General features: G+C 70.3%; 23 protein-coding genes. 14 read left to right on the top strand and 9 right to left on the bottom strand.

Translation table 11 applies throughout. The annotated features are described in order from the left end of the window. Positions 1–26: 26 nt before the first annotated feature. Complete coding sequence (locus ACYVNR_RS18250; protein WP_461049964.1) at positions 27–1061, bottom strand: GNAT family N-acetyltransferase; 1035 nt, start codon at positions 1059–1061, stop codon at positions 27–29. Between the two features lie 81 nt (positions 1062–1142). On the opposite strand from ACYVNR_RS18250, the gene ACYVNR_RS18245 reads away from it, so the two are divergent. After that, on the top strand, positions 1143–1784 hold the full coding sequence (locus ACYVNR_RS18245) for a TIGR03085 family metal-binding protein (protein WP_461049962.1): 642 nt from the start codon (positions 1143–1145) through the stop codon (positions 1782–1784). 3 nt (positions 1785–1787) lie between these two features. Here the strand turns inward: ACYVNR_RS18245 and hisF are convergent, their stop codons facing one another. Beyond that, a complete protein-coding gene (gene hisF / locus ACYVNR_RS18240) occupies positions 1788–2561 on the bottom strand; it encodes an imidazole glycerol phosphate synthase subunit HisF (RefSeq protein ID WP_461049960.1) in 774 nt (257 codons plus the stop codon). A gap of 44 nt (positions 2562–2605) precedes the next feature. Here hisF and ACYVNR_RS18235 point away from each other — a divergent pair, with 44 nt between their 5' ends. The 8 genes from ACYVNR_RS18235 (at position 2606) to ACYVNR_RS18200 (ending at position 11609) form a co-directional block, all read left to right on the top strand. Further along, a complete protein-coding gene (locus tag ACYVNR_RS18235) occupies positions 2606–3193 on the top strand; it encodes a nucleoside/nucleotide kinase family protein (RefSeq protein ID WP_458799716.1) in 588 nt (195 codons plus the stop codon). 2 nt (positions 3194–3195) lie between these two features. Continuing rightward, entirely contained in the window at positions 3196–4392 is a 1197-nt protein-coding gene (locus ACYVNR_RS18230; RefSeq protein ID WP_458799715.1) for an MFS transporter, read from the top strand. A gap of 375 nt (positions 4393–4767) precedes the next feature. Continuing rightward, on the top strand, positions 4768–8502 hold the full coding sequence (locus ACYVNR_RS18225) for an IPT/TIG domain-containing protein (RefSeq protein ID WP_461049957.1): 3735 nt from the start codon (positions 4768–4770) through the stop codon (positions 8500–8502). A 76-nt stretch (positions 8503–8578) separates the two neighbouring features. Then, positions 8579–9061 carry a group II truncated hemoglobin gene (locus tag ACYVNR_RS18220; protein ID WP_461049955.1) on the top strand — a complete coding sequence of 161 codons (483 nt, stop codon included), beginning with the start codon at positions 8579–8581 and terminating at the stop codon, positions 9059–9061. Between the two features lie 151 nt (positions 9062–9212). Then, positions 9213–10070, top strand: coding sequence for a hypothetical protein (locus tag ACYVNR_RS18215; protein WP_461049953.1), 858 nt, complete (start codon positions 9213–9215; stop codon positions 10068–10070). A gap of 132 nt (positions 10071–10202) precedes the next feature. Then, on the top strand, positions 10203–10499 hold the full coding sequence (locus ACYVNR_RS18210; protein WP_461049951.1) for a hypothetical protein: 297 nt from the start codon (positions 10203–10205) through the stop codon (positions 10497–10499). Positions 10500–10614: 115 nt separating this feature from the next. Further along, positions 10615–10947, top strand: coding sequence for a VOC family protein (locus tag ACYVNR_RS18205; RefSeq protein ID WP_458799706.1), 333 nt, complete (start codon positions 10615–10617; stop codon positions 10945–10947). A 185-nt stretch (positions 10948–11132) separates the two neighbouring features. Then, positions 11133–11609 (top strand): DUF2500 domain-containing protein, encoded by a 477-nt coding sequence (locus tag ACYVNR_RS18200; protein ID WP_461050169.1) that lies wholly within the window; start codon positions 11133–11135, stop codon positions 11607–11609. A 170-nt stretch (positions 11610–11779) separates the two neighbouring features. Here ACYVNR_RS18200 and ACYVNR_RS18195 read toward each other — a convergent pair whose 3' ends face one another. Further along, positions 11780–14662, bottom strand: coding sequence for a S8 family serine peptidase (locus ACYVNR_RS18195; RefSeq protein WP_461049949.1), 2883 nt, complete (start codon positions 14660–14662; stop codon positions 11780–11782). Positions 14663–15113: 451 nt separating this feature from the next. Here ACYVNR_RS18195 and ACYVNR_RS18190 point away from each other — a divergent pair, with 451 nt between their 5' ends. Both ACYVNR_RS18190 and ACYVNR_RS18185 read left to right on the top strand, forming a co-directional pair. Beyond that, complete coding sequence (locus tag ACYVNR_RS18190; protein WP_461049947.1) at positions 15114–15455, top strand: hypothetical protein; 342 nt, start codon at positions 15114–15116, stop codon at positions 15453–15455. 286 nt (positions 15456–15741) lie between these two features. Continuing rightward, a complete protein-coding gene (locus ACYVNR_RS18185) occupies positions 15742–16938 on the top strand; it encodes an IS110 family RNA-guided transposase (RefSeq protein WP_461049945.1) in 1197 nt (398 codons plus the stop codon). Between the two features lie 269 nt (positions 16939–17207). Here ACYVNR_RS18185 and ACYVNR_RS18180 read toward each other — a convergent pair whose 3' ends face one another. The 4 genes from ACYVNR_RS18180 to ACYVNR_RS18165 form a co-directional block, all read right to left on the bottom strand. Beyond that, positions 17208–18221 (bottom strand): serine hydrolase domain-containing protein, encoded by a 1014-nt coding sequence (locus ACYVNR_RS18180; protein WP_461049943.1) that lies wholly within the window; start codon positions 18219–18221, stop codon positions 17208–17210. A gap of 493 nt (positions 18222–18714) precedes the next feature. After that, a complete protein-coding gene (locus ACYVNR_RS18175) occupies positions 18715–19353 on the bottom strand; it encodes a hypothetical protein (protein WP_461049941.1) in 639 nt (212 codons plus the stop codon). A 243-nt stretch (positions 19354–19596) separates the two neighbouring features. Further along, entirely contained in the window at positions 19597–20034 is a 438-nt protein-coding gene (locus tag ACYVNR_RS18170) for a DUF6584 family protein (protein ID WP_461049939.1), read from the bottom strand. 85 nt (positions 20035–20119) lie between these two features. Further along, positions 20120–21010: a pentapeptide repeat-containing protein gene (locus ACYVNR_RS18165; protein WP_461049937.1), complete on the bottom strand. Its 891-nt coding sequence runs from the start codon at positions 21008–21010 to the stop codon at positions 20120–20122. 207 nt (positions 21011–21217) lie between these two features. On the opposite strand from ACYVNR_RS18165, the gene ACYVNR_RS18160 reads away from it, so the two are divergent. From ACYVNR_RS18160 to ACYVNR_RS18150, 3 genes are all read left to right on the top strand, one after another. Beyond that, complete coding sequence (locus tag ACYVNR_RS18160; protein ID WP_461049935.1) at positions 21218–21964, top strand: hypothetical protein; 747 nt, start codon at positions 21218–21220, stop codon at positions 21962–21964. 252 nt (positions 21965–22216) lie between these two features. Continuing rightward, the gene (locus ACYVNR_RS18155) at positions 22217–22549 is read left to right on the top strand and encodes a tautomerase family protein (RefSeq protein WP_461049933.1); all 333 of its coding nucleotides are present in this window, start codon (positions 22217–22219) and stop codon (positions 22547–22549) included. A gap of 74 nt (positions 22550–22623) precedes the next feature. Next, the gene (locus ACYVNR_RS18150; protein WP_461049931.1) at positions 22624–23478 is read left to right on the top strand and encodes a phosphotransferase family protein; all 855 of its coding nucleotides are present in this window, start codon (positions 22624–22626) and stop codon (positions 23476–23478) included. A gap of 239 nt (positions 23479–23717) precedes the next feature. Here the strand turns inward: ACYVNR_RS18150 and ACYVNR_RS18145 are convergent, their stop codons facing one another. Next, a complete protein-coding gene (locus tag ACYVNR_RS18145; RefSeq protein ID WP_461049929.1) occupies positions 23718–24269 on the bottom strand; it encodes a flavin reductase family protein in 552 nt (183 codons plus the stop codon). Beyond that, a complete protein-coding gene (locus ACYVNR_RS18140) occupies positions 24266–24823 on the bottom strand; it encodes a PH domain-containing protein (RefSeq protein WP_461049927.1) in 558 nt (185 codons plus the stop codon). The genes ACYVNR_RS18145 and ACYVNR_RS18140 overlap by 4 nt, the downstream gene beginning before the upstream one ends. Positions 24824–24828 lie beyond the last annotated feature (5 nt).

The following is a 24828-nucleotide window of genomic DNA, read 5'->3' as shown; positions in this document are numbered from 1 at the left end:
TGCTCTGTGGTCGACCCCTCAGCCTCTCACGCGCCGACGACAGCACCGGCACCGCTTCGCCTCACCCACAGCCACTCGTCGGTCGCCCCACCGGGCGCCTCGTCCTCGCGCACGAACCCGAGCCGGCCGAGCACCCGGTGGCTCGGCACGTTGTCGGGGAGCGTGTGCGCCACGACGCGGAGGCCGGCTGCCTCGAGCGACCGCACCATTCCCGAGAGCACGTCGGTCATCAGCCCGCCGCCCCGCGCCGACTCGACGAGGCCGTAGCCCACCTCGACGACCCCGTCGACGGGCGGCCCGAAGCAGCCGATGCTGCCGACCGCCAACCCGTCGGAGCGCCGCACGACGTGCCGGGGCGTCCACGCGTCGGGTCCGTCCGCGGTCATCCCGCGCACCGCGTCGAGGTCGTCCTCGCGCGGGTAGCCCGGCGCCCAGTCGCTTCGCCGGGAGCCGGCGAGCATCGCCTGGGCCTCGTCCCAGGTGACCGGCACGAGCCGCGCGAGCCGCGTCTCGACCGGACCCGGGCCGATGGGGTCGGCCGCCGCGCCGGTCCGCACCCAGTGGCGCAGCACGTCGTCGCGCGTGTCCTCGAGCACTCCGCCACAGGCGGCGATGGTGCGCGCCGACGCGACGTTCGTGCGGTCGCACGTGATGAGGGCCGGGTCGATGCCACGGCGGGCGGCGATGGCGAGAGCCTGCGCGAGCGCCGCCGTCGCGACGCCCCGGCGACGCGCGGCCGGCCGGACGGCATACCCGATGTGGCCGCCCTCGGCGACGAGCGAGGGGGTGAGCCCGTGGCGGATCGCGATCGTGCCGACCACACGGCCGTCGTCGAGGACCCAGCGGTACGACGACGCGACACGTTCGGGCGGCAGCGGCTCGTCCGGGTGCTCCTGCCGCCCCAGCCAGTCGACCCACTCGGCGAAGGCGGCCGGCTCGGCGAGCACCTCGCGGTCCCCCGAACGGTAGCCGGACCCGTGGATCGTGGTGCCTCCGAAGTCGTCGACCATCTCCCACCAGCCGTCGCTGAGGTCTGCGGTGGGGCGCACGAGCTCGATCACCGTCCGACCCTACGGAGGTGACGGGCCGGTGATCCAACGAGTTGTTCGTGACCTGCCGGGCGCCCCTGACAGGATGAGGCCATGACGCGCCACGCCAGGTCCGAACGCCTCCTGCTCTGCGACGAGCTCGACCGGCTCGGACCCGACCGCCCGACCCTGTGCGAGGGCTGGCAGACGCGCGACCTCGCCGCGCACCTGCTCGTGCGCGAGAACCGTCCCGACCTCTCGGTGGGCCGGTTCGTGCCCTTCCTCGAGGGCCACCTCGACCGCGAGCAGAGCCGGATCGCGAACGGCGACTACGCCGCGGTCGTCGCCCGGGTGCGCCGGGGCGCGCCGGCCTGGAACCCGATGTCGAACGCGAAGGTCGACGAGATCACGAACCTCATCGAGTACTTCGTGCACCACGAGGACGTCCGCCGGGCGCAGCCGGGGTGGCAACCGCGCGAGCTCGTGCCGCAACTCGAGGGCAAGCTGTGGTCGGCCCTGCGCCGGTCGGCACGCCTGATGTTCCGCAAGGCGCCCACCGGCATCGTGCTCATCGCCGAGGGCCGAGGCCGGTATGCCGCGAAGCTGCCCGACGCCCACGGGACCGTCGTCCTGCGCGGCCCGGTCGGCGAGCTCGTCCTCTACGCGTACGGCCGAAAGAGCGTGGCCCGGATCGCCTTCGAGGGCGACGCCGACGACATTGCGGCCCTGCAGGGCGCGGAGCTCGGCATCAGCTGAGGCTCAGCGCACCGTGACGCCGGCGGCGCGCAGGGCGTCCTTGACCTCTCCGACCGTGAGCTCGCGGAAGTGGAAGACGCTCGCGGCGAGGACGGCGTCGGCGCCGGCCTCGACGGCCGGAGCGAAGTGCTCGACCCGACCTGCGCCACCGCTCGCGATGACCGGCACCGAGACGGCGGCCCGGACGCGCCGGATCAGCTCGAGGTCGAAGCCGTCCTTGGTGCCGTCGGCGTCCATCGAGTTGAGCAGGATCTCGCCCGCACCGAGCTCCGCCGCGCGGGCGCACCACTCGACGGCGTCGAGGTCGACGGGGGTGCGGCCGCCGTGAGTCGTCATGACGAAGTCGTCGGTGGGGCGGCCGTCGTCGCCGATGCGGCGGCGCACGTCGGCCGACAGGACCAGCACCTGGGCCCCGAACCGGCTCGCGATCTCGGAGATGAGCTCGGGCCGCGCGATCGCCGCCGTGTTGACGCCGACCTTGTCGGCCCCGGCGCGCAGCAGGCGGTCGACGTCGTCGACGGTGCGCACGCCGCCGCCGACGGTCAGCGGGATGAACACCTGCTCGGCCGTGCGCCGCACGACGTCGTAGGTCGTCTCGCGGTTGCCGCTGCTCGCGGTCACGTCGAGGAAGGTCAGCTCGTCGACGCCCTGGTCGTCGTAGACCTTGGCGAGCTCGACGGGGTCGCCGGCGTCGCGGAGGTTCTCGAAGTTGACGCCCTTGACGACGCGACCCGCGTCGACGTCGAGGCAGGCGATGACTCTGGTGGCGACGGGCATGCACCAAGGCTAGGCCAGCGACCTGACCGGCTAGGGTCGCGCCCATGTGGGACGAGGTGACGAGGCCGCCACGCGCCGAGCACGTCGCTGCCGTGGTCTCCCTCGCGCTCACCGCCGAGCCCCGCTGCGGCGACGTCGTGGTCATCGCCCTCGACGGCCCGAGTGGCGCCGGCAAGACCACCCTCGCGCGCGGCGTCGAGCTGGCGCTGGCAGCCACGGGACCGGTCGCCGTCGTCCACATGGACCACCTCTACCCCGGCTGGGACGGCCTCGCCGCGGCCCCTGCCCTGCTCACCCGGCAGGTGCTCGAGCCGCTGTCTCGCGGGGAGCACGCGGCATACCGGCTGTGGAGCTGGGTGCGCGAGCGGTGGGCGGGGACGAAGGACGTGCCGCCGTGCCGCTTCCTCGTCGTCGAGGGTTGCGGTGCCAGCGTCGGTCCTGCCCGGCCGTATGCCGCCGTCACCGTCTTCGTCGACGCGGACACCGCGCTGCGCCGCGACCGCGGCATCGCCCGGGACGGCGAGGCCTACCGGCCGCAGTGGCAGCGGTGGGCCGACCAGGAGTCCGCGCTCTTCTCGGGCGACTCGACGAGGGACCGCGCGGACCTCGTGCTCGACACATCTAGTCTCTGAGGGTGCTCCGACGAGACCCAGCCATCCGGCCCCTCCCACCCGTGTGGGTCATGGCCGTCGCGCTCGTGGCCGTCGCGGCGAACCTGCGCATCGCCATCACGAGCATCCCGCCCCTGCTGGACGCGATCTCGGCCGACCTCGGCCTCAGCCACGCCGCCGCCGGGGCGCTGACCACCCTGCCGGTGCTCTGCATGGGTCTCTTCGCGCCGCTGGCGAGCCGGATCGCCCACCGCATGGGCGCGGCGGGCGCGGTCCTGGCCGCTGCCGTCAGCATCGTCGTCGGCACGGCGAGCCGCTTCAGCGGGGGCAACGTCGTCGTCCTCTACGTCGGCACGTTCCTGTGCGGGGTGGGGATCGCCGTCGCCGGCACGCTGCTGCCGCGCCTGGTCAAGACGTACTTCCCGCCCAGGCGCACCGGCCTGGTCACAGGTCTCTACATGCTGGCGATGATGGGCGGGGCGGCGGTGAGCTCCGCGCTCGCGGTGCCCCTCGCCGACCGCCTCGGCAGCTGGCAGGGCTCGCTCGGCTCGTGGACCGTCGTCGCGGTCGTGGGGGTGCTCGCGTGGGTGCCCTTCACCGTGCGCGCCAACCCGCACCACACGCCCGACGAGGAGGGGCCGGGTCGGCTGCCGTGGCGCCACCGCACGGCCTGGCTCGTCGCGGGCTACCTGGCCCTGCAGTCGTGGTGCTTCTACTCGGCCGTCACGTGGCTGGCGCCGACCTACGTCGAGCACGGCTGGTCCCGAGGCTCGGCCGGCTACCTCGCCGCCGCCTTCAGCGGTGCCCAGATCGTGTCGGGTCTGCTCGGACCGGTGCTGAGCGACAAGGCCACCGACATGCGGCGCCTGCTCATGCCGGCCGCGGGCCTCGGCGTCGTCGGCTGCCTGGCCATCCTCGTCGCGCCGCTCGCGGCGCCGTGGCTGTGGGCCGTCATCGCGGGTCTCGGGCAGGGTGCCGCGTTCTCGCTCGCCCTCGTGCTGCTCGTGCGCTACGCCCGCACGCCGGAGGCGAGCGGACGCCTCACGGGCATGGCCTTCCTCTTCTCCTACGGCATCGCCTCGGTGGGACCGCTCGCCATGGGCCTCGTCCGCGACGTCAGCGGCAGCCTGTCACTGGTCTGGCTGGTCCTGGCGGTCATCGGCGGCGTGCAGGCCCTCGTGGTGCTGCGGCTGCGCCCGGACCTGCCGCGGGTCGACTGAGACCGGCTCTCCGAGGTCTCCGACGGCCTCGTCGGGCGGCGCATCGCCACCACATCTGGGGCTGGTGTTGCGGTTGGGGCACCCCAATTAGGGCGAAACCGCGTACAAGGCGACATTTGCCCATGCAGACTGCTCGGCGGACGTGCTGACTGCAAGGAGAAGCGACGAATGATGCCACCGACGACACGGAACGCCGAACACCGAGCCCCCCACCAGCGTGTCGGAGGGCGCGCCCTCGCCACTCTGGTCTCGCTGGCCCTCCTTGCCGGGATCCCGGGCCTGGCCGCCGCCCCACCAGCTCACGCGGCCACGTCGCCCACCCCGTCCGTCCCGGTTCCCGGCGTCACGACGACACCGGCCTCGTCGGCGGCTCAGGTGACGACGTCCCCGGCGCCCGTGGTCCGTGCGCAGGCCGCGGTCGTCGCCGCCGCCCCGGTCGCCCCCGCCCTCTCCGTCACGGCCGGACCCGTGCAAGGTGGCACCTCCGTCGAGCTGTCGGGGACCGGTGTGGGCACCACCATGAAGGTGTGGTTCGGAACCGCGGGCGTCACGGCCGTCACCAAGGTCTCGGCCACCCGCGTGCGCGTCGTAACGCCCGCGCACGCGGCCGGCGTGGTCAACGTCCGAGTAACGACGCCGGCCGGCACCTCGCCCGTCTCCATCCGCTCGACCTTCGCCTTCGACCCGGTGCCGACCGTGACGTCGCTGTCCGTCGGGAGGGTCCCCACTGTTGGTGGCACGCTGCTCACCGTCACCGGCACCGACCTCACGCGGAGCAGGGCGGTCTACCTCGGCCCCACCGCGGCGACCGCGTTCAGCCGGCTCAACGCCACCCAGGTGCGGGTCACCGTTCCCGGGCGCCCCGCGGGCGCCGTCGCGGTGCGGGTCCTGACCCCGGGCGGCATGTCACCGGTGACGTCTGCCGGACGACTGGTCTACGTCGCACCGCCGGTCGTGCCCACACCCACGGTCTCGGGGCTCTCCACCGTGGCCGGACCGACACGGGGCGGCACCGTTCTGACCGTCACCGGGACCCGCCTCACCGGGGCCACGAAGGTGACGTTCGGCGGCGTGGCAGGCACTCAGCTCACCGTGCTGTCGAGCACCCAGCTGCGCGTGACGGCGCCCGCTCACGCCGCCGGAGCCGCGCGAGTGGTCGTCACGACCCCGGGCGGCAGCTCAGCCGCAACGACCGCGGGCACCTACACGTACATCGCCCCGCCGACCCTGACGAGGGTGTGGCCGGCCTCGGGCGGCACCGGTGGGGGCACCGTCGTCATCATCACGGGAACGGGCCTCTCGGCCGTCACCTCGGTCTGGTTCGGCACGACCGCCGCCCCCTCCGTCACGCCGGTCTCTTCCACGAGCATGCGCGTCGTGAGCCCGCCCCACGCCCCCGGCACCGTGGACGTCCGCGTCACGTCACTCGGGGGCACCACGTCCCCGGTGTCGTCGGGCCGCTTCGGCTACTACCCCCCGCCTGCCGTGACGTCGCTCTCGGCCGCGGCGGGTCCCCTGCGTGGGGGGACGCCGGTGCTCATCACGGGCACCCGCCTCGCCAGCGCCGCGAAGGTGACGTTTGGCGGCACGCCCACCTCCTTCACGGTCGTCTCGGCGACGACCATCCGGGCCGTCGCACCGGCGCGGCCGGCAGGCGTCGTCCACGTGCACGTGTCGTCCGCCAACGGGACCTCCCGCGCATCGGCGGGCTCCGCGTACGCGTACGAGCCCGTCCCGACGATCACCGGGCTGACCCCGCAGATCGGCCCGCCGGCCGGAGGCACGTCCGTGACCCTGACCGGGGCGGACCTCGGGCGCGCCACGTCCGTCACGTTCGGCACCACGACGACCACCGGTGTCGTGCGCGTGTCGCCGACCACGCTGCGCGTCATCACGCCACCGCGCCCGTCGGGACCGGTCGAGGTACGCGTCACGGCCCCCGGCGGGACATCCCTCGCCTCAGCCATGGCCCGGTTCACCTACGGGTGGCCACCGGTCGTCAGCGGTCTGTCGGTGTCGGCCGGCCCGCTGAAGGGAGGCACAGTCGTGACCCTGTCCGGTGTCAACCTCGCCGAGGTCCGTGAGGTGCGCTTCGGCACGGCGCTGGCGACCGGCCTCGTGAGGATCTCCGACAGCAGCCTGCAGGTGACGGCACCCCCGCACGCTGAAGGCGCCGTGCGGGTGCGCGCCACCAACGTCAACGGCACGAGTACCGACAACGCCCGCGCGACCTTCGAATACGTGGGCGTCCCTGCGGTCACGGCGCTCTCGGTGCCGGCCGGCCCGCTCACGGGCGGCACCGTCATCACGGTCACCGGCACCCGTCTGGCCCTCACGTCCGGTGTCACCTTCGGCGGACGCCCCGGCACCGGGCTCGTCCGCGTCTCGGCTACGACGCTACGCGTCACGGCGCCTGCAAACGCCTTTGGCGCGGTCGACGTGACCGTCACCACCCCCGGCGGGGTCTCCCCCGTCGTGGCCGCGGGCCGCTTCGAGTACCTCGCGGTCCCCACGGTCAGCGGCGTCACCCCGACGCTTGCAGGGACGAAGGGGGGCACCGTCGTCACACTGACCGGCAGCGGCTACCGCCGTGTCTCGGCCGTCACCTTCGGTGGCGTACCGGCCAATGGTCTGACCTGGGTCTCGGCGTCCCAGCTGCGCGTCAGCATCCCGGCCCACGCGGAGGCGGACGTCGACGTGCGCGTCACCACGCCCGGTGGCACCTCGCCGGTTGTACCCGCCGGGCGTTTCTCCTACCAGGACGCCCCTGTCATCTCGTCGGTGGCGCCAGCGTCGGGGCCGCTCCGTGGTGGAAACGTCGTGATGCTGCGCGGCACCTCCCTCACGGTGGTCACCGGCGTGTGGATCGGTGGTGTTCCGGCGACGGGCGTCACAAGGGTGTCCGCCACCCAGGTCACGGCCGTCGTGCCGTCCACCATGGCGACGGGCGCCGTGCCGGTCCGGATCACGACCCGAGCCGGCACCACCACCCGGGCGGCCGCGTACACGTACGTCGCGGGCACGACGCTCTTGTCGGGCCAGATCCTGTCCAGCGGCACGGCGCTCCGGTCCCCGAGTGGGGCCTACGTCGCCACTGTGCAGGGCGACGGCAACCTCGTCATCCGCAACGCGGCGGGGACCGCCCTTTGGTCGACCGGCAGCGCCGGCGCCGGCAGTCGCATCGAGATCCGCGCCGATGGCAACCTCACCCTCGTGCGCCCCACCGGCGCCGTGGCCTGGACCAGCGGAACCAACGGCTGGATCGGCGGTCTGGTCACACTGACGGACGACGGCATCCTGCAGGTGCGGCAGGCGGGCACGACCGTGTGGGACCACCGGGGCGTCCGCTACGACCGGATTTTGGCCGGTCAGGTGCTCCGCTCCGGTGAGTCGGTCAGGTCCACGAACCTGGCCTGGTCGATGACCATGAGGTCCGACGGCAACCTCGTGCTGGTCTCGTCGGCGGGCATCCGCAGGTGGGCGTCGTTCACGTCGGCGGCGGGCAGCACGGCTAGCATGCAGTCCAACGGGAACCTCGTCATCCGCAACGCCTCCGGTGGCGCCGTCTGGTCGACGGGTACTGCCGGCGCCAACTCCGCCCTGCGCGTCCTGGGGACCGGCAACGCCGCCGTCTACGTGGCCTCGACCGTGACATGGGCTGTCACCGGTGGATCGGCGCCACAGAACTGGACGTGCTACTCACGCGCCACGCAGAACTGCATCAACCGGTTTGGCTACTACGGCCAGCGCGCGTGGAACTATCCGGTCGATGCATGGGGAAACAACTGTACGAACTACTCGGCGTACCGCCTCTCGCTCAACGGCATCAGGAACCCGGGCAACCTCGGCAACGCCGAGAGCTGGGACAACAACGCGCGCGCCAAGGGATTCGCGGTCGACCAGTCGCCGCGGGTCGGCGACATCGCCCAGTGGAACTCCAACCACGTCGCCTACGTGGACTGGGTCAGCGCCGACGGCAACCAGATCGCCATCTCCGAGAGCGGCTACGGCGGCACGGTGCTCGGCCGCACCTACACGTCGATGAGCGGGCGGCGCATCATCGCGCGCACGAGCTCGTCCTGGCCGTCGAACTTCATCCACTTCCGCTGACGACAAGAGCCCGGGACCGCGCACGCGCCGGTCCCGGGCTCTTGTCGTGCGCCCACTCGGGTGGGAGTCTGCCTCGGTGGCCACCTCCATCTACGACGCCGTCGGCGGGATGCCGGCCCTCACCCGGCTCGCTCACTCCTGGCACGAGCGGTGCCTGGCGGATCCCCTTGTCTCGCATGCGTTCTCGCACGGCTTCCACCCCGATCACACGGGCCGCCTCGCGGCCTACTGGGCCGAGGCGCTCGGTGGCCCGCCGCGCTACACCAGCGAGCTCGCGAGCGAGACCGACGTGGTGCGGATGCACTCGGGCAACGGCCCCCATCCCGAGATGGACGCGAGGGCGGTGGCCTGCTTCGCCGCCGCCGTGGGCGACGCGGGTCTGGGCGACGACCCCGCCGTACGCGACGCGCTCGTCGAGTACTTCACGTGGGCGACGGCATACATGAGCACCTACCACGACTCGGCGGGCGACGTGCCGGACGGCCTCACCGTGCCGAAGTGGACGTGGGACGGGCTCGTCGACGGCACCGACGCGCGACCCGGGCAGGCTGCGGGGTAGGCGGGTCAGCCCGGGGTCGCACGCGCGTACGACGACGGGGGCAGCGCAGTGTCGGCCGGATCAGCCTGCGGGGCGACGTCTCCGGCTTCTCGGCTGCCTAACGTGGCTGGCCGGCGGCACTCGCCCGCCTGCCCCGACGGAAGGAACCGCCATGCACCCGGCCCCACCCACCGACACGTCACCCGCCCGAGGGTCGCGCAGACTGGCCACCCTCGCGGTCGCTGCCGGCGTCGCCCTGCTGGCCGTGATGGTGCTGCCGTTCCCGGCGGCCGGGCTGTGGCCGGGCGGTGGCTACTCTGACGTGTCGACCCTCAGCGCCGTGGTGGGCCGAGGGCTGGTGCGCTTCTGGGAGGCGGGCACCGCGGACCTGAGCCCCGAGCTCGCGGCGTCGGTGGCGTTCTGGACCCGGTTCCACATGGTCAAGGCGGTGCTGGCGGTTCCGCTGCTCGTCACGTCGGTCCTGCTGGGCCTCGCACTCTGGCGTGAGTGCGTGCGCTCCGTCGGTCGCGGACGCCGCGCGTGGTTCGCGGCCGCCGGAGTGCTCGAGGCGCCGCTGGTCCTGCTCGCCGTGCTCCTCGTGGTCGCCAACGTGCAGGGCGCCCTCGTCCCCCTGTCGTCGGCCTTGGGCCTGGTCGACGTCCGTGGACCCGAGCCGGCGCTCGCCACGGCGGTGCGCGGCATCAAGGACAGCCTCGGGACGTCAGCCGTGGTGCCAGCATCGCCCGCCATGACGCGGCTCATCGAGGACTTCGCCGCCTACCACCGCGTGATGGTGGGGCTCGGAGCGATGGTGACGGTCGGGCTCGTCCTGGTGGCCGCGCGACTGTGGCGACGCTCCCGACGCACCGGCTCGGCGCAGTCGGGGCAGTCGGCGCGGTGGGTGCGACGGGGCGGTGCGACGGCGGCCTTGGTGGTCGCGGCGTCCTTCGCTCTCATCACCGCGGCCAACCTCAGTACGGCGGCGCACCCGGCACCCGCGCTGCTCGGCTTCTTCCAGGGCAGCTCCTGAACCGGATGTCTGCCGGCGCTCCACCGTGGTCCGACGGGTGCTCCGCTCCCCCACCCGGCACCCGCTCAAGTGTTGGGCGGAGGACCGTTCTGCCCACTGGTCACGGGCGGGCAGCGGGTCTACCGTTCGATCGTGGCCGCGATGATGATCGCCACGTTCGTCGGCGACGTCGACGAGCTGACTGCCGCCTACGACCGCGCACACGAGCTCATCGGGCAGCGGGGCGGCGCCGCACGGTTCGGCGAGCTGCGCCATCACTGCGCGACCAGCGACGATGCCCTCTACATCATCGGAGTGTGGGAGTCGGCCGACCACATCCGCCAGAGATGGTCCAGCGACGAGATGCGGAGCCTGCTGGCCGGCGTGGGCTTTCCAGAGCCGACCAAGCTGACGATCCTGGATCTCCACGTCATCGAGCCGCCCTTGTGAAGGCGCTCACGGCACGCGCTGCCCTCGCGACCGGGCACCTGACGTCGCGCTTGTGCGCCGGGCTGCGCCTGCTCGTGCCTTGTCCGCCGGAGTCGCGCCGTGCGAGCCTCGACCCATGCTGCGTATCGGAGCGGTCGTGCTGAAAGTGAAGGACACCGACAGCTCGGGCACCTTCTGGGCTCGCGCTTTGGAGTACGACCCGCAACCGCACGACGCCGCGTTCCTCGCGCCTCGGACGGGCGACGGGCCACGGCTGCATCTCGACGAGAACGACCGCACGCATCTCGACCTGTGGGTCGACACCGCAGAGCAACAGGCGGCTGAGGTCGAGCGCCTCATCGCCCTGGGCGCTGAACGCGTCGATTGGGAGTATCCCGCGGACGCGGACTTCGTCGTGCTCGCGGACCCGGGTGGCACGCTCTTCTGCGTGGTCGACCTGAGCAAGTAGGCGGAGGTGCCCCCGCTGGGCGGGTCAGCGGCAGGGCCTCCTCGCCTCACGATGCTTGAAGGCCCGCGTGTGCTCGGCCACGCGTCCGGTCGAGCGCGCATGTCGGTGCAACCGCTCCGGCTGTCGGGAGTCATACTGCCGACCTCACCCGCTCGATACACAGGGTTCTGCGATGATCACAGACGATTTCGGCCCCCTCACCCGGATGTGTCCGGACCGCCGACGGTCTTCCTCCTCTTCTCGGGCTGATCTTCACGCTCGTCATCGCGGGCTTCGTCACGGTCGCCGTCAAGGGGCTCTCGCCGTGGCGCGCCGACGAGGCCTCACCGCTGCGCACCATCGACGCAATCGTCGTATCGCGTCGCACCGACGTGCGCCGCCGGCCCGGTTCGGTCGGCGCTCCGACGGACGGTTCGGGCACGATGCCCATGGCTTCCACCATGCCGAGCTCGAGCACCGCCTACTTCGTCACCTTCGAGGAGCCCTCGGGCGAACGGCGCCAACTGCAGATGAGCGGCGTCGAGTTCGGCCAGATGGCCGAGGGCGACCGGGGGCACCTGATCCACCAGGGCACGCGCTACAAAGGCTTCACCCGCGAGCGCGCCGCTGACGGCCGCCACTCTGATCCGCCCGGCCGGTACGTCCCGCCGACGGGTCGATGAGGCACCGTCCCGCGGCGGTGTCGGACGTTCCTTCCTCAGAGCGGGTTATGAGGCGTTGTGGTGGGCCCAACCACCCGCTCTGGTTCCCGTGAGGGTGGGTCACCTCAGAGGGCCCCCACCCGGGACGGGGTGAGGGCCCTCGCCGCGTCCCGAGCGGGCGCGGGTGTGGTTCAGCCGACCGATAGGTACGTCAGGTCGTCGGCACCGCTGTAGGAGATGACTCCGAACCAGCGCATGGCCGGATTGAGGCCGGTCCACGAGGCCGTCAGTGCCTGTGGCACCCCGGTGGTCGCCGCGAACGGGTTCGGCGTGACGGAGGCGTTGCCGGCGCTGGCCGCGGGGACGACGAAGTTGCTGATCTCGTAGCTCGTCGCGCCGCCCGGCGTGGTGAACCCGTTGACGTAGACGTCGTAGGTCCCGGCGGCCGGGTTGTTCAGGGTGACCTGCTCGTCGGCAGCGCCCGAGGCGGAGAGTGCGACGAGCGTGCCGCCGCGGTAGACGTACATGTCCAGGTCAGCCGTGTCGACGGTCGTCTCCTCGGAGAAGCGGGCTGCCTTCGTGCCGACCGGCACCTGCACGCGGTAGACCTTCGTCGCCGCGCCCGCGACGGGGTTCGCGGTGTCGAACGGTCCGGTCGTGACGGAGTCGGCCTGCGGCGTGACCCCCACGAGGCCGCTCACCGAGGTCGACACCGAACCGGTGGTCCCGGGCGTCACCGAGAACCCCTTGGAGCCGGAGGCGCTGGCGTCGGCGTGGACCTCGACGGGAGCGCTGAGGGCGACGGGCTCGAGAGCGACCGGGGTGCGCGCGGTGTGGCGGCCGGACGCCCACGTGAGCGAGCCCTTGGCCCACGAACCGAGCGGAGCCGTGGTACGGGTGAAGGTCACCGTGAACGTCGCCTCCGCGCCTGGGGCCAGGGTCAGGCTCGACGGGGTCACCACGGTGTCGAAGCCGGAGACGGCCGCCGAGGCGGTGTACGTCTCAGTGCCCGTGCCGACGTTCTTGACGTGACGAGTGACCGTCTCCACGCCGGCCAGACGACCGATGCCGATCGACGCCTGGTTGAGGTTGGAGGCCGAGACGGCGGTCAGGGTGTCGTTCGGCGGCGCGAACCGCACACCCAGGCTGACGAGGTACTGCCGGTACTCGGTGGCCGTGGTCGGGTAGACCAAGCCTGGGTCGATCGCCGAGTTCGGGTTGACGAAGCCGGCGCCTTGGGCGAAGGGGTCGTTGGCCGAGGAGACGGTTGGACGAGCCGTCGTCATGAGTGCGGACTTGATCTCGGACGGCAGCCAGGTGGGGTGGGCGTCCTTCATGAGCAGGGCGATCCCGGCGATGTGCGGCGACGACATCGACGTGCCGGACATGAAGTCCCAGCTGCGACCGTGGTTGGTCGGCGGGGCGACGGCCGCGACGACGTCGTTGCCCGGGGCGGCGATGTCCGGCTTGAGGATGTCCCCTCCGGTCGTCGTCGACGGGCCGCGGGAGGAGAAGTCGGTGATCTCCGGTGTCTGCGGAGCCGCTGCCAGCTCGGCCGGCGTCAGCGGGACGATCTTGGCGACGGCGGTGGCGCTGCTCGCGTACGCAGTGACCGCTTCACCGTCGACGTCGTTCAGGTGCACCGATGGGACCGGGTGGAAGTCGCCGTTGAGCGAGTTCGGCGACGTGTTGACCAGGATCATCCCCACGCCACCTGCCCGCTTGACCTCGAACGACTTGTCGATGCGGGCGTTCACGCCACGGTTGCAGACGACGATCTTGCCGCTCACCTTGGCCGGGTCCAGCGTGCCGGAGAAGCAGAGCGCCACCTCGGACGCAGTTGCTCCCGCGAGTCCGACCGCGGAGGCCTTCACCAGCGGAGTGAGCGACGGGAGCGGCCCGGTCGTCGAGGCGCCGACGTAGCGACGCCCATCGCCGAGCTCGACGGCCTGGAAGGCACGGCGGTGAGTCGCTGCGGCGACGGTCGTCACCCACGGGGCCGGGTGGTCGAGCGTGCTCGCACCGGGACCGTTGTTGCCGGCTGAGTTGGCGACGAAGACGCCGGCGTTGGACGCGCCCCGGAAGGCCTGCGCCACTGGGTCGAGGACCGAGGACTCGGAGGTGCCGCCGATCGAGTAGTTCATGACGTCGACGCCGTCGAGGACGGCGTCGTTGATCGCCGCGACGCTGTCCGAGTTGAAGCAGCCGGCGGCGACGCCGGGAGCACCCTCCCAGCAGACCTTGTACGCGGAGATGCTGGCACCCGGGGCCATCCCGGAGGCCGCGCCGATGGGCTTGCCGTCGATCGTCACGGTGACGCCGGCGTTGCCGGCGGCTGTGGACGCCGTGTGGGAGCCGTGGCCGGAGCCGTCGCGCGGAGAGAGGAACTCCTCCTTGGCGATGTTCTGCTTGCCGAAACCGTCGACGTAGTAGCGGGCGCCGACGAGCTTGTTGTTGCACAGCGAGACCGGGAAGTTCTCGCCGGCGACGCATGCTCCGTGCCAGCCAGCCGGCCGGGGCGTGATCTTGGCGCCCGAGAACGAGGCGTTCTCCGGCCAGATGCCGGAGTCGATGACGCCGATGACGAGGCCGTCGCCTGCCTTGGCCGGACCCCCGAGCTGGCTCCAGAAGCCACCCGCCGCGCTCAGGCCGAGGAACTCGGGCGAGAAGGTCGTGGTGGGCTGGGACAGTGCGTCCTTGGTCAGGGACAGCACGCCGGCCTGCTTCGCGAGACTGGACGCCTGCTGCGCGGTGAGGTCGGCGGCGACACCGTTGTTGGTGACCGTGTAGTCGTAGATCTTCGTGGCGCCGACCTTGGCGAGCGCCGCGTCGTGCTTCGACGTGAGGTGCGCCTTCCAGGATTTCACGGCTGCATTGCCAGGGTCGAGCTTGCGGCCCCGTACGGGCCGCGTGGCTGCATATCCCTTCTCGTAGCCGTCGTAGGACGCGACCGGGTCGTCGGCGAAAGTCACGATGTAACGTCCCGCACCGCTGACGACGGTCTCGACCGGGGCAGCGGTTGCGACCGCACCGATGGTCGCGAGCGGGGCTGCGGCGAGGGCTGCGGTAGCCACTGCGGATACGGCAGCCAGCCGTCTCGCCGTGACGTGGCGTGTAGATCTGGTTCTCATCAACCCACCTCAAGTGTCCGGGGGACCGGGTTTGGCACCCAGCCAAGAGTCTGACCCCGACACTTCCGACCTGTCAGGGCATTGCGATGAAACGTCTGCACCTCTGGCGCAGCCGCTTGCCAAGGGTCGGAGGCCCGCATCACGCCGGAAGAGGCTGTCCAGTCTCGGAGGATGGCCGCCAACCCGCGCGCGGGTGTGACTGCAGGAGTTGGGGGACCGCCGCAGAGGCTCGGGCGAAATCCATGGTCGTGCCCGCGCCGTTTGCGGCCCCAAGCGCTGTCCACGCAGCGCGAACGCACCCTCGTGGACCACCTGCGCGCGCCAGTTGAGGAAGTTGCTGCGGCGCTGAGTCAACGTCCCGCTGGGTTCCTTGCGGTCCTGTAGACAAGGTCCCATGCCAACCGAGGATGCTCTGCCTCGCAACCCGCGACTCGACCCCTTCCGTGATGCCGTCTGGGAACTGAGTCATGAGGGCACCGTGGAAGCGCATCTCGTCACGAATGTGAGTCACTTCCGGTACTGGCCGCTCGGCCGCAAGCACCACGACAGCGTGTGGTTCAAGGTTTGTTGGCTAGATGGCCGCCAAGACATGCCCGAGGACGACTACGGGCCCGAGTGGTATTTCGTCTCCGACTTGGAACAGGGCACGTTCGAAGTCTCTGGTCGGAGGTTCGACGCCAAGCCGGTGGAAGGCCCCCGTCGTCACGAGCTTTGGGATCAGTGTGGCCCTCCGTGAACTCGAAGCGGCGAGTGGCGATCTTGGCAGCGCACAGTGCACTCACCATTCGCGGCTACTAAGAGACTTCACGCAGGATCGATGTCTGGCCAGACTCGATCTAGGTGCTCGGCGGGACGCTCTCAATCGCGGCTGCCCACCCGGCCCGCTCGGGTGTGGCTCTCAACTGGACTGCGCCTCGTCGGGCACCGTGACGAGGCGTGGCTCAAGAGGGGACTGCCCAGCTCGTAGTAGCACTGCCCACCTCGCCGTTTTCCCTACCGGTTCGAGGAGTGCAGGAGGCGCCATGACGGGCGTGATCATCGGGGTCGATCCCCACAAGCTGTCGGCCACCATCGAGGTCGTCGACCATCATGGCCACCTGCTGGGCTCGGGCCGGTTCACGACCGACAAGGCCGGCTACGCCGCGATGCGCAGCTACGTGAGGACGTGGCCGCAGCGAACATGGGCCGTCGAGGGAGCCAACGGGACTGGCCGGCCACTGGCCCAGCGGCTCCTCGCCGACGGTGAGCGGGTCGTGGACGTCCCGGCGAAGCTCGCCGCCAGGGTTCGGCTCTTCGACACCGGCCACAACCGCAAGACCGACGCGCTGGACGCGCACTCCATCGCGATGGTCGCGGTGCGCACCGCGGGGCTGCGTGAGCTGGCCCCTGACGGTGAGCTCGAGGCGTTGCGGATGCTGGCCGACCGTCGCGACGAGCTGGCCCAGCGTCGGGTGCAGACGGTGAACCGGTTGCAGCGGTTGCTGTCGGAACTCGTTCCAGGACAACGGAAGCGGGACCTGTCCGCATTGCAGGCCAAGGCGATCTTGGCGTCGGTGCGGCCACGCGATATTGCCGGGAAGACCCGTCGCAGGATGGCCGCGGAGGAGCTGGCCGACCTGGTCGCGGTCGATGCGAGGCTGAAGACGATCAAGGCCGAGGTACGGGCCGCGGTCTTGGGGCGCGGGTCGAGCCTGATGGAGATCACCGGTGTCGGACCGGCAGGGGCCGCGCGGATCTTGGCCGACGTCGGGGACATCGCCCGGTTCGCGGACCGGAACCGGTTCGCCTCCTGGAGCGGCACCGCCCCGCTGGACGTGTCTTCCGGGGAGCAGGTCCGGCATCGCCTGTCCCGGGCAGGGAACCGGCGGATGAACCATGTGCTGCACATCGCGGCCATCGTCCAGCTGCGTCACGACACCCCGGGCCGGGCGTACTTCCTGCGGAAGGTCGCCGCCGGCAAGACCAGGATGGAAGCACTGCGCTGCCTCAAACGGCGTCTGTCCGACGTCGTGTACCGGCGCCTCGTCGCCGACGCGCGAACAGTCGACACGGGCCCGGGAGGGCACTGCGGGGCGACTCTTCAATCCAGCGCGGTCGACCTGCACCCGCACATCGACACTTCGGATCAGCCACTTCCCGGACCCGCAAGACCGACGCTACGCCCGACCCCGCCACGCCGAAAGGCCACACCTTCAAAGGCGCACGCATTGAGCACTTGACACAGAGGGGAGCCAGATGAGTGCGTTGGTGCCCTTCATGCTCTACGACGGCGATGACCTTGCGGCCGAGGCGGTGCTGTCCGCGGACGTTCGAGGCGGGGCTTACTCCCGACACAGCGGACTGTCGTTGGTGTGCGACTCGATCTGGGATCCGACGCGCCGGGCTGGGGTTGGCCGCCTCCGCGGGGAACCTGCGCAGCGCGGAGGATGGGTCCCAGACGCAGCCGGCTCAGCCGTGTTCAACCGCGGTCCAGCGGCATCCGCGCTGATCACGGCAGACGTGGCACCAGCGCGCCGGACACCACGTCTTGGTAGAAGTGCAGACTAGGTCCCTGTGCGACGTTGGCGAGTGTGTCCACGTGGGTGGCGAAGACCACCACCAAGGCCTTGTCCGGGACCGCTTCGACGAGCTGCCCGCCGAAGCCAAGGGCTGCGTACGCGGGGTGGCCGCCGGCGGTGGTGACCCACCACTGATACCCGTAGCGGTCCGCTCCTAGGGTTCCTGGCACGTCCACCTGCCCGGTGGTGGCCTCCCGCACCCAGCTCTGGGGCACGATCTGCTTGCCCTGCCACGTGCCCTGGTCGAGGTAGAGCTGCCCCAGCTTGGCCATGTCCCGGGCCCGCAGCTTCAAAAAGGATGCCCCGTAGTTGATGCCTTGGTGGTCGACCGGCCAAGCGAACTCGGCCTTGTCGTAGGCCGCGGCCGAGGCCGCGACCAGGAGCGGCTGCGCGGCGCCGCTCATCTCGATGCCCAGTGGCCCGAACAGCTTCTCGGTCGCGTAGTTCAACACGGAGCGGTGGGTGGCTCTGACCAGGATCGCCGCCAGTAGGTGCGAGCTGGCCGAGGAGTAGGCGAACGTGCCGGGCTTCCCGACGATGCCCTGCCGCAGGATGCCCTCGACAAAGTGGTCGCTCTGGACCCACGCCCCGACGGAGCCGTCAGGTAGGTCGGCGTCCAGACCCGCCGTCATGGTCAGGAGCTGGCGCAGCTTGATGCGCGCCACCGCCGGACTCATCACGCCTCGGTCCTCGGGAAGCAGCTCACCCAAGGTCTGGTCGAGGCTCTTCAGGGAACCGTCGGCCAAGGCGATCCCTATCAGGGTCCCCACGACGCTCTTGGTGACCGAGTGCACGTTGTGGGTGTCGTCCGGCGTCGAGGCCCGGTACTCCTCATGGACCGGCACACCGCAGACGTAGACCAGCACGGCCCGAAGTTCGCGGAGCTGATAGTCGCTCAGCAGGGCCAGCTGCTCCGTGAGGGCGGCGGAGATCTTCGCCTCCATCGCTTGGCGCTGCACGTCTCCTACGGGGCACTGCGCCAAGGAGGACGTAGGGTGCGGCGCCGGGGAGCCGCCCGCACAGCCAGTCAGCAGCAGCAGCAGCAGCCCGCATACCGGGCCGGCAACCCCAGCGACACGCCGCCACCGAGCGCTCGCCGGGGTTCGCGTCCCCATGGAGTCCGACTGGGCGCCGGTACCGGATGCGGCTGCTCCTGAGTGCCGCATTTGCTGGCAGAGGAGCATGTCCTTGTCGCCAGGCCCCGCGAGGAACAGAGGGCCCACGACCCAGCACAGGAAATTCCTGAGTCGCATCGTTCGAGTGTCCTCCCCCTCCGCCGCTCACGTGCCTTGTTCTGTCAACCCGCTGTGTGACGATGAAGGCGCCCGTCGCGCGTCCCAGCGGCGGTTCGGTCCCAGTCCCCTCAGGGCGAGTCAGGTCAGCGCAGCAGCGCAGTTCGCGGCATGAGCGTGCACCCGGGAGATCCAGCGACTGAACTCAGTCCTCTACCGCGACCAGGTCAATCCAGGCTGTCTCCAGCCCGGTGGGGTCGACGTCGTCCGTGGACACGATGAGGCGGGTCCGCAGGCCTGGCGCAGGAATCACCAGCATCCCGTCTGCGTCGCCTAGTGACACCGCTTCGCCGGGCGTGGCGATCACGATGTCACACAAGACGTGTCTCTCTGTCTTCTCGCCTTGAACCAATGAACGCATGTGGATCGTTGCGGTGGCCCAGTCCCATTCGCCTTCGAACTTGTCCCCGTCAATGTCCTGAGCGTGTCGAACGCTAAGTGTGACCACGTTGCGCCCTATTGCCACTCCGCTGCCGTTGAACTCGGTGGGCACCTCGGCCCTTGGGTCGCCCAGAATGGCGATTCCCCAGTGCCATGGTCGGGTCAGCGTCAGCTCCGCCAGCGGTTGCATGAGCGCGATCGTAGTCAGCAGCGGCGGCAGCCAGGACGCGCTTTGTTTGGCACGATGACACACCACCTGCGGCAAGAGCGTGCGTTTCGTTCCTGGTGCTGCAACGATGCGAGCGTGGGTGAGGCTCCTGAACAGATGACGCGCACTCGGCTCAAGCGCGAACTCGACGAACTGGGCGTAGACCCTACGGCCTACGGTCTCTCTGGCGGACACCCGTCCGAGGCATATGTCCTGGGCGACCGGAAGACTGAGTGGGTCGTCTACTACTCCGAACGTGGGCTTGAGACTGGACTCAGGTCATTCCCAAACGAGGACCTGGCCTGCCGGTACGTGCTCGAGTTGATCTCGCGAGACGCAAGCAGTCGGACTACGCCCTAAACGCCTGTCCCTCGCCAGACGCTCGACCCTGCGGTATGCGGCAGATCCGCACGTTCGATTCGCGTCGGGTCCGCCGTTTCAAGCTCGAGGCCGCTTCGCCAGCCAAACGGCGAAATCGCGAACCAGGGTCGCCAAGAGGCCCTCCGACTCTGGCCGATGGGGATTGCGCCGGTGAGGTAGGTCCGCCAAGAGAGCGCGCCCTGCGTCGTCTGCAATGACGGCCAGATCGTCGACGCGTAGAAGCCATCGAAGGCGTGACTCCTTGATCCGTGTCGACCACCCGAAGGCGCAGTGCCTCTCGAACGCAGCCCGTTCCTGCTCAGAAGCAGCCGGGCCATCGAGATACCCCCACCTGCCGGCCTCTGGCCACTGGCGGTCGCGTCTGTATGCCTCGGCCAGGAGCGCACGTACTTCCCTGTTGTGTGGATACGTCGCGACGAGTCCCTTGAGCCGGTCACGTGCTTTTCGCGCGTCTCCTTGCTCTAGGTCCAGCTTTGCCCTCGTCAGCCCGTCCATGACGCACAGAATGCCTCCTTGATGTCATCAAGTACGGTCGATTTACGGCATGATCGGACGTCTCGTGACGGTCAGGGCGGCGCGGTCATCTGTTCGTTCGCAGAAAATCGGCGAATGGCTCGCCGGCGTAGTCGACTGCGTCTCGATGGGTCGTGAATCCCCACACCTGGTGGGGGCCGAGCTGGCGGCGAGCATGGTCGACCCACACGTCCGTAGCGTCTCGGAGATCGGCTGGCGCATGGACAGCGACACGGTCCAGGAACTCCGGCCAGTCCCGGATGAGCCACTGCTCGTCGTCATCAGGCAGCCGAAGGTCGACCTGCGGCACTCCGAGGTCGACGGCGAGCAGCCGCAGATCTCGAAGGCGCGTTCGGGTGAAGTCGACGTCGCTGAGGGCCCAGCCCTCGGACGGACGGTCGCCGCGCAGGTCGCCGATGGTGAGGCCCCGGACGGTGCCTCGGAAACGGACGCGAACCAGATCTGACCGCCCCAGATCGGTCTGCCCGAACCGGGCACGGCTGAGGTCGACGTCCTCGAGGACGACATCAGCGATGAGGCGCCGCACGTCGGCCCCCTGCAGATCGACGCGACGCCAGACGGAACGTTTGTATCCCTCGGCGCGGGCCCCGATCTGGCTGTGGTGAAGGGACGCCCGGCGGGCCGAGCAGTCGGTGACCTCGACGCCCCAACAGCGCAGATCGTCGAGCTGGGCGTCGTCCAAAGGGCAGTTGTTGACCGTGAGGCTGTTCCAGTTCATGCCCGAGAGGCCGGCCCCTGACGGGTCCAGCGCCTGCCACCGACCCGCGGAGACGGTCACGCGTTCGTGCAGCGGGTCGCGGGTCGCGGACAGGAGATCGACCTGTAGCCCCCGAAGATCCACGCGGTCGTCGATGAGCCCGAAGGGTGAGGCGGTGGTGAGGTCGCCGGCAACCAACTCCGATGACAGCCGCCGGGCCACCGGCTTGACGTCGGGCACCTCCCACCGGGCCCGCCACGCACGGAGCACCTCGTGTCGACGCACACCATCCTCCTTCTGCAGGTACGCGTCATCGTGGCAGGAATCTGCTGCGATGGAGGCCGTCAGCCCTCGGGCTCCATCAGCCTGTCCGGGGCGAGGAGCCGCCCTCCAGCTGACCCCCGCGTCGCGGCATGTCCAGACGTACGTCCATGAGGGCCGAACGGTATGCGCAAGGATCTACTTGTGCCGCGCCCAACCAGGATCAGGTCGATCGACACGAATCCCAGGATGTCGCCGAGCCGGATGATGTCCGCTCCGGGCGACGATCTCTCCATCGCCGACCGGTTCGCCAAGTACGCAACCGTCGTCACGGAGGCGTACCAACTGCATCTGGCTTATCAGAACCCCATCGAAGCGCGAAGCTCTTGGGTGCGCCTTATCCCGGACAACGAGTCCGGTCGCCTTCCCTTGTCCGGGTACGACTGGGAGTTCGGCGAGGTCCATCAGGTGCCGTTCGACCCCTCAGTGCTGGACCTTGCGGACACCGCACGCCGGCACGCGATCCTCGACTGGGTACTGTCCAGCCTTCTCAGCCTCGCCGCCAGCCTGCAGTGGCCGACAGCGCCGCTGGTAGCCGCCTACGAGGCGTGTCTGGCCGATGGGATCCAGGTACTCGCAGCAGGCCCGGCCAAGTCCAGCCCGAACCGGCGCCACCGCGCGCACGTCGCCTTCGAGATCGATGGCAACGGTGACGGCTGGACATGGCTGGTAGTTGACGGTCCCGACGACCAGTGGCAGCGAAGCGAACGGGTCGATGCACCGCCAGCGTTACGAGCCGCACACCGCTCCCTCAAGTCCGTCCGCTGGGACGGCTCTTCCGTGGTCAGCTTCCAGCCTTGGATCACCGACTACACGCCGTTCGGCCACGAGGATTGGGCGACCCGGCGCGAGCTATTCACCATCAGCCCTTGATCCCTAGGGCCGTCCTGAGCGCGGCATGACGGGGCGGTCGCTCTGACAGGCTGCCGTTCGTGACGGCCCGTCCGGCGGACGCAGCCCTCGTGTCAGTCGGCGTGATCGTAGGGTTCAACGCTGCAGCCCCGGCATGCCAACGGAGGCCAATCGTGGCAGCGTGGGCGGCCGCACCAAGACCGAGAGGGAGCCATGCCTAGCACCTTGATCGAAGTCCGTCGGACGTATCCGCCTGACCAGCAAGTCGCCCTGATGAACGCGGTCCACGAGGCGCTCGTTGCTGCGTTCAAGATCCCGAACGACGACCGCTTCGTGCGGCTCACGGAGTTCGAGCCGCACGCCATGGTCAACGGTCTGGGTGACGGCGTCTCGGACACGTACATGCGAGTCACGATCGACTGCTTCTCGGGCCGGTCCGTCGAGGCCAAACGCGCTCTGTACCGGCAGATTGTTGAGCGGCTCGCCGTCTACGGCATCCCGCCCCAGGACATTTCGATCTTGCTGCGCGAAAGCCCTCCCGAGAACTGGGGCTCGGGCGGCGTGCCCGCGAGCGACTACGACCTGGGGTTCAAGATCGACGTGTAGGCGCCCCCGAAGAAGGCAAGTGCGGGCGACCCCGGGCTGCCAAGGTCGTCAACCTCTTTCGATAGGTTCCGTCCGTGCACGCGGATGTTCTCTCCTGGGCAGGGGTCGCCCTCGGTGCCTCGTTCACCGACGTGGTCGAGCTCACCGGCGGGCTCACGTCGACGATGCTGATGTTGACCGACACCTCGGGACAGCAGTCCGTGCTCCGGTTGATGACGAAGGACCCATGGCGTGCCCATGGCCCCGACCTGACCCGCCGCGAGCGAGCCGCCCTGCAGACCTTGACTGCCACGGCAGTGCCGGCCCCGAGAAGCCTGGCGCTGGACGCCGAAGGGGCCGTGGCAGGCGTCGCTGCCCATCTGATGTCCCGGCTGCCCGGCAGCCCCTTGACCGAGGTCACGGACGACACGGTGAGCCTGATGGCCGCGACCTTGGCCACGATCCACGACGTCCGTCCCACCGAGCCATTCCGCATGTTCCAGTCATGGGCATGGGAAGCGAAGTGGGTGGTGCCGCCCTGGACTCGGCATCCGGAGTCCTGGCAGCAAGCTTTTCAGCTCTTGGCCGGGGCCGAACCCCCGTACGTGCCGACCCTCCTGCACCGCGACTTCAGCCACCGCAACCTGCTCTGGGCGGCCAGCGAAGTATCCGGTGTCGTCGACTGGGTGGAGACGTCCACCGGGCCGGTTTGGCTCGACGCCGGACACGCCGCAACCAACCTCTCCCTCGACTTCGGACCCGAGCCAGCCAGGGCGTTCCTCGAGCGCTACGCCGCCCTCGCGACCGAGGCGCCACACCGCCACTGGCTCGTCATGGACGCGGTCGGGTTTCTCCCGCCACCTGGGAAGAAGCCTCTATTCGGGTCACAGGCCCAGCTGCAACGACTCGATCAGTGGCTCCATGAGGTGGTGAACCGGAGCGATTCCTGACCGGAGCCGTCGCCGCCGCCAGACGTCCGCACATCGGCATGACAGGAACAAGGTTTCCGCATTCGGGGCGGTAACGAAGGACCGTCCTGGCCGGGGAAGTCGCCGAAACTCACTGCGCCCAGATCGCCAGCTGTCGGGCCACACGCCCTCGGGCGTGTCGCCGACCGATGCCGCCGCGAGGAGCCGTTCGGCGGCCTGTGTGACAGTCAGCCGTGGACAGGCTGCACCTTGGGCGGGCCTCAGCCCCAGTAGTCGTCCATCGGCTCGGGAGTCACGTCGGAGCCCTCGTCGACCCCCGTGGACGTACGCCGCTCGGTGACGGTGAAGCGGCCGCGGTAGAAGAGCATGGGCCGCCCGGACTCCCCGTCCTCCAGCTCCACGACGCGACCCACGACGACGTCGTGGTCCCCGGCGACGTGCACCTGCTCGACGGCGCAGTGGACCCGCATCAGCACACCGGGCAGGCTCGGGCCACCGTGTGCCGACCGCTCCCAGTCGAGCCCCTCGAACCGCGCGCCGGCCGTCGACCCGAAACGGCCGATCAGCTCGCGCTGCTCGTGGCGCAGGACGTTGACGGTGAAGCGTCCCTGGTCGCGCATGCGCGGCCACGACCGTCCGCGATGGTCGGCGCAGAAGAGGACGAGTGGTGGGTGGAGCGACACGGACGCGAACGACTGGCAGGCGAAGCCGACAGGATCGCCGTCCGCCGCGAAGCCCGTCACGACCGTCACGCCCGTCGCGAAGTGGCCGAGCGCGTGGCGCATGCGCTCGGGCGTCGGCTCCCCCGTCACGAGTCCTCCGGGAGGTCAGGGCCACCGGGGTCGCCAGAGCCGTCCGAACCGTCCGCCCGGCCCGATTCCCCGGGCTCCGTCGTCTCCCCGAAGGCCTGGACGAGCGCGGCGAGCCGCGAGGCCTCCTTGCCGGACACGTCACCGTCGGCCTTCTGGATCGCCATGACCGCGACCGTGTCGCCGTCCTCCAGGTCGAGGCTGACCCACGGCTCCCCTCCGCCGAACTGCACGCGTACGACCTCGGCCCACTCGAGGGTGCGGGTCAGCACGAGGTTGCGCACGACAAGGCCCTCACGACTGGGGACCGCGACGATCGAGGCGTAGCGCCAGGCGACGAACGACACGGCGACGCCGAGGCCGAAGAACATGAGCCGGTCACCGATACCCCAACGGCCGTCGGCCTGCGCGGGCATGACGACCGCGATGGCGCCGAACACGACGAGCGAGGCCCAGCCGACGCCGAGGGCGACCGCGCGACCACGCCGCGGACGGAACGGCGCGAGCGGGTCGGGCGCGTCCCCCTGCTCGCGCGGCGCCGCCGGCTGCCCGGTCATCTCGT

It is taken from the genome of Terrabacter koreensis (assembly GCF_054783315.1).
This window is presented reverse-complemented; position numbering and strand designations above follow the sequence as displayed.